The organism is Allobosea sp. P1_A7, from assembly GCF_056406775.1.
This window is the reverse complement of record NZ_JBFTZN010000377.1, coordinates 1-4,277: the sequence shown is the minus strand read 5'-3', so window position 1 is coordinate 4,277 and position 4,277 is coordinate 1. Positions and strand designations below refer to the sequence as shown.

General features: G+C 64.4%; 3 protein-coding genes and 2 pseudogenes. 4 read left to right on the top strand and 1 reads right to left on the bottom strand.

From position 1 onward, the window contains the following. The 3 genes and pseudogenes from AC1D34_RS34515 to istB form a co-directional block, all read left to right on the top strand. Positions 1 to 221 (top strand): DDE-type integrase/transposase/recombinase (locus AC1D34_RS34515; RefSeq protein WP_476826667.1); only part of this gene is annotated, 221 nt, incomplete at its 5' end. Positions 222 to 274: 53 nt separating this feature from the next. Continuing rightward, positions 275 to 1,105: pseudogene (locus tag AC1D34_RS34510) on the top strand (Mu transposase domain-containing protein); the annotation flags it as partial. Beyond that, entirely contained in the window at positions 1,105 to 1,833 is a 729-nt protein-coding gene (gene istB, locus AC1D34_RS34505) for an IS21-like element helper ATPase IstB (protein WP_054211923.1), read from the top strand. The pseudogene AC1D34_RS34510 and the gene istB, both read left to right, overlap by 1 nt. 494 nt (positions 1,834 to 2,327) lie before the next feature. Here istB and AC1D34_RS34500 read toward each other — a convergent pair whose 3' ends face one another. After that, positions 2,328 to 3,365, bottom strand: a complete 1,038-nt coding sequence (locus tag AC1D34_RS34500) for a helix-turn-helix domain-containing protein (protein WP_441508968.1) — start codon at positions 3,363 to 3,365, stop codon at positions 2,328 to 2,330. Positions 3,366 to 3,839: 474 nt separating this feature from the next. Here AC1D34_RS34500 and AC1D34_RS34495 point away from each other — a divergent pair. Then, positions 3,840 to 4,277: pseudogene (locus AC1D34_RS34495) on the top strand (hypothetical protein); the annotation flags it as partial.

The window sequence follows — 4,277 nt, the reverse complement described above, 5'->3', positions numbered from 1 at the left end:
GAATCCGGCAAAGCCAATACCTGAACAATCGGATCGAGCAGGATCATCGGCGGATCAAACGGCGAATCCGATCGATGCTTGGCTTCACATCATTCAAAARCGCCGCTGCAACCYTGGCCGGTATCGAGATGGTTCACATGATGCGCAAGCGACAGGCCAGATACGCCTACAATCCAAATCCGTCCATCGCAGCGCAGTTTGAGATTATCGCAGCGGCGTGAAAGGGCACGAACCACCAAATTCTATGGCGCCGCGGGAATTTGCAACAGAACCTCACTACCTGGTCGATCCCGTCGCCTGCACGCCGGCCTCGGGCTGGGAGAAGGGTCAGGTCGAGAACCAGGTCGGCCTCGTGCGCGAGCGCTTCTTCGCGCCCCGGCTCAGGGTCAAGAACTATGACGAGCTGAATGCCTGGCTGATGGATCAGGTGCTCAGCTATGCCAAGGCGCATCGCCATCCCGAGCGCCGCGACGTGACGATCTGGGAGGCATTCGAAGCCGAACGGCCAAGCCTCGTGCCTTATGCCGGCAGCTTCGACGGCTTCCATGCGCTGCCGGCCGCGGTGTCGAAGACCTGCTTGGTCCGCTTCGACAACAACAAGTACTCGTTCGCGGCGAGCGCGATCGGCCGACCCGTCGAGATCCGCGCCTATGCCGATCGCGTCGAACTCCGCCAGGACGGGCGCATCGTCGGCGAGCACGCCCGCTGCTACGGCCGCGATCAGACGACCTTCGATCCCTGGCACTATGTGCCGGTGCTGGCCCGCAAGCCGGGCGCTCTGCGCAACGGAGCACCCTTCAAGGATTGGGTTCTTCCGGCCGCGCTGGATCGGGTGCGCCGGAAGCTGGCGGCGGCGCAGGATGGTGACCGGCAGATGGTCGATATCCTGACCACGGTGCTGAGCGATGGCTTGCCGGCGGTCGAAGCCGCCTGCGCCGAGGCGCTGAAGCAAGGCGTGCATTCGGCTGACGTCATTCTCAACATCCTGGCCCGGCGCCGGGAACCGGCTGCTGCGATCACCATCATGACGCCCGCTGCCCTGCGCCTGCGCCATGAGCCTGCCGCCGATTGTGCCCGGTACGACAGCCTCAGGAGGGCCGTGTGATGGAACGCTCGGAGATTCTCGCCACCATGGGCGAGCTCAAGCTCTACGGCATGAAGGCCGCCTTCGACGAGATCATCACGACAGCGGTGAAGCGCCAGCACGAACCCCAGCGCATCGTCGGCGATCTGCTATCGGCGGAGATTGCCGAGAAGCAGGCGCGCTCGATCAAGTACCAGATCACCATCGCCAAGCTGCCCCTCGCCAAGGATGTCGGCGACTTCGTCTTCGACGGCACTCCGCTCAACGAGACGCTCGTCCACGACCTGGCTGGCGGCAACTTCATCGCCCATCAGCGCAATGTCGTCCTCGTGGGCGGCACCGGGACCGGCAAGACCCATCTCGCCATTGCGATCGCCCGGGCGTGCATCCGCGCCGGCGCGCGCGGACGCTTCTTTAACGTCGTTGATCTCGTCAACAAGCTCGAGGCCGAGGCCCGCGCCGGCAGGCAGGGCCGCATGGCCGACTATCTCTCGCGCATGGACTTCATCGTCCTCGACGAACTCGGCTATCTGCCCTTCGCCCAGTCCGGCGGCCAGTTGCTGTTCCACCTGATCAGCAGGCTCTACGAACAGAGCTCCGTCATCGTCACAACCAACCTCGCCTTCGGCGAATGGCCTTCCGTCTTCGGCGACGCCAAAATGACGACCGCGCTCCTCGACCGGCTGACCCACCACTGCGATATCGTCGAGACCGGCAACGAGAGCTGGCGCTTCAAAAACAGGCTCTGAGCCAAGCGCTCTTGCGACCCGGAGCCGGCGCGGCTGCGCAACCCCGACCAGCTGCACCGCGCCGCCTCCTGACCGCCTCAGCTCATCAAGGGGTCAATATTGGACGCCGATCGGGGGGCAACATTGCGCGCCGTTTGACATCCGAAAATTTCGGTGACGCGTTGAAGGCGCGGTCCTTCGGCTCCTGGGCTCGCCGGGACATTGCCCATTACCAGACGTTCCGAAAGTCGCGGGCGGGTGGCTTGCTGACGTTGCTCCATGCCGATCGAAGAAGGTTGGGTCGCGCCAGAAGCGGAAGTTGGCGTGTTGCCCAGAATGGGCGGCGCTGGACGACGGTGCCCCAGTCCATCGTCTGCACATCGACATTCAGGCCGGAGATGACACTCGACACCTCACCAAAGGCGGACGCCGACGGAKATCTTTCAAGCGGCGCCGAACGTACGCAAGCCGCATTTGCGCCAAGCACGCTCAGGCCCGCGTGGCCTTTGCAGCGCTCAACGGGAAGAGCGCGATGAGCGACGCGCGACCTCAGACGGTGTCTCGCCGAAACGGCGGCGAAAGGCGGCGGCGAAGCGCGCCGAATTGGTGAAACCGTAGCGGCGTGCGACCGCGATCACCGAGACGCCGGATACGCCAAGAGTGAGCTCGTCACGCGCAAGCTCAAGCCGGATGGCGTGCAGCACGCCAAGGGGCGTATTGCCGCGGAAATGCTTGAACACCGCCGTCAGGGTTCGCGAGCTGCAGCCGGCGGCCACGGCGACATGCGACATCCGGATCGGCTGCTCACCATGAGCGCGCATGAAATCCTCCGCTCGCCGAACATAGGCGGGAATTGCCGCATCGGCTGGGCGGTCTAACCTATTGGTGTAGTTGTGCGCGGCGCCGCGCAGGACCAGCGAGATGAGAAAGTCGGTCAGAGACGCCATGGCGACCGCGCTGGTGGTAACGCCGTCCTCCCGCTGAAACTCCTGCATGACGAAATCGAGCTGGTGCTTCAGGCTAGAACCCAGCCCTCTCGTCCAATCGAGGCTGGGCTCGAATTCGAGGGGCGCGCGCAATTGCTCATCCAGCATGTGCTCAAGCGCACTTTCTACATCCAATACCTTGAGAAAGATGTTCGTGCGCGCATTGTGGTCGCTCATCGAGAGGCGTACGCTTGGACCGGGCCTCCAGGCGAGCCCGGACCGAACTGTGGCCGTCGCAGACTTTCCCTGATGCTCCAGGGTCGTCTGGCCCGCCAGCATCGTCGTTAAGCAGAACAGCCCCCCCTCGTCGCCATCGACGAAAGTGTCGGTAGCGAAGCTGCTGTCGGCGTAACTTGCCAGGATCGAGCCAGCGCCGCGCGTCGCGATCGTGAAGATCGGCCGTTCGAAACGCAGCCGCCACAGTGAGCGATCCCGCAATTGATAGGCGAAGATCCGGCTTGACTGAGCGGCCCGTTCCGTGACGCGAAACGTGCCGCAAAAAAGCTCGGGATTGCTCGCCCGAACAACATCGAATCCCGCCGGCAGGGCAGAAGCAGGAACGGCCATGGTCATCCCCCCGCCGGCCTTGGCTGCCCGGCGTCGACCACCTTAGACGAATTCGGCAGCGGGTCGACAAATTCGGCGATGAAAACCGTGTCGTCACCGAAAACCCTATCGCCCGAGCTGCAGAATATGGAACGTCAGCGAAATACAAGCCAGTGACGGTGGGCTCAGGGGCGACAAACGCGGGGAGACCGGATCGGCCATGACCGGCGTTGAGCCTCGTCTCCGGCGCCAAGCTGTTCCGCGGAAGACAAGCACGCAGACATTTCTTCCATTCGGCATGACCTATCTGGCGTTCTCGGCCAGCCCGGGTCCGAGCTAGATGACCATCATGTCCAGTACGATGCCAGGCGGCGCGGCCCCCCGCCGTAACCGAGGGGGCGACCGCGCAATCCGGGCCAGCTACGTCGCCCGCGCCGGCGCCAAGGCCAACCGTCCACGAACAACCGCCCTGGACCAATCGACGGGGGCGGATCGATGAGCGCGAGGCGATACTGCCGTTGGCTCCGGGTTGCGCTGCATGCAGGCATCCTGCTCTTCTCCGTCACCGCGGTTTTGACTGTTGGTTCGGCACCTGCGGCAGCCGAGGCCGGCACCGGCGGCGTTGCTAACAACATCACAGATAATCCCGCGTACCCGTTCGTTATTTCCGGCGGCAAGGGCGGCGACGGAGGCGCAGCCGGCCAAGCCGGTAGCGCGGGCTCCGCCGGCGAGGAAAACAGCCTGAGCCCCGGTGGCCTGGGTGGCGCCGGTGGCGCTGCTGGCGCCGCGGGCGCCTCTGCTGGGGTCATCAACGAGAATGTCGGAGGCGGTGGTGGTGGCGGCGGCGGCGGCGGTAGTATCGGTCAAGTCAGCGCGGGCTCTGTGACGATCAGCACACCGGTGTCCGCGGGATCCGGCGGCAAGGGCGGGAAC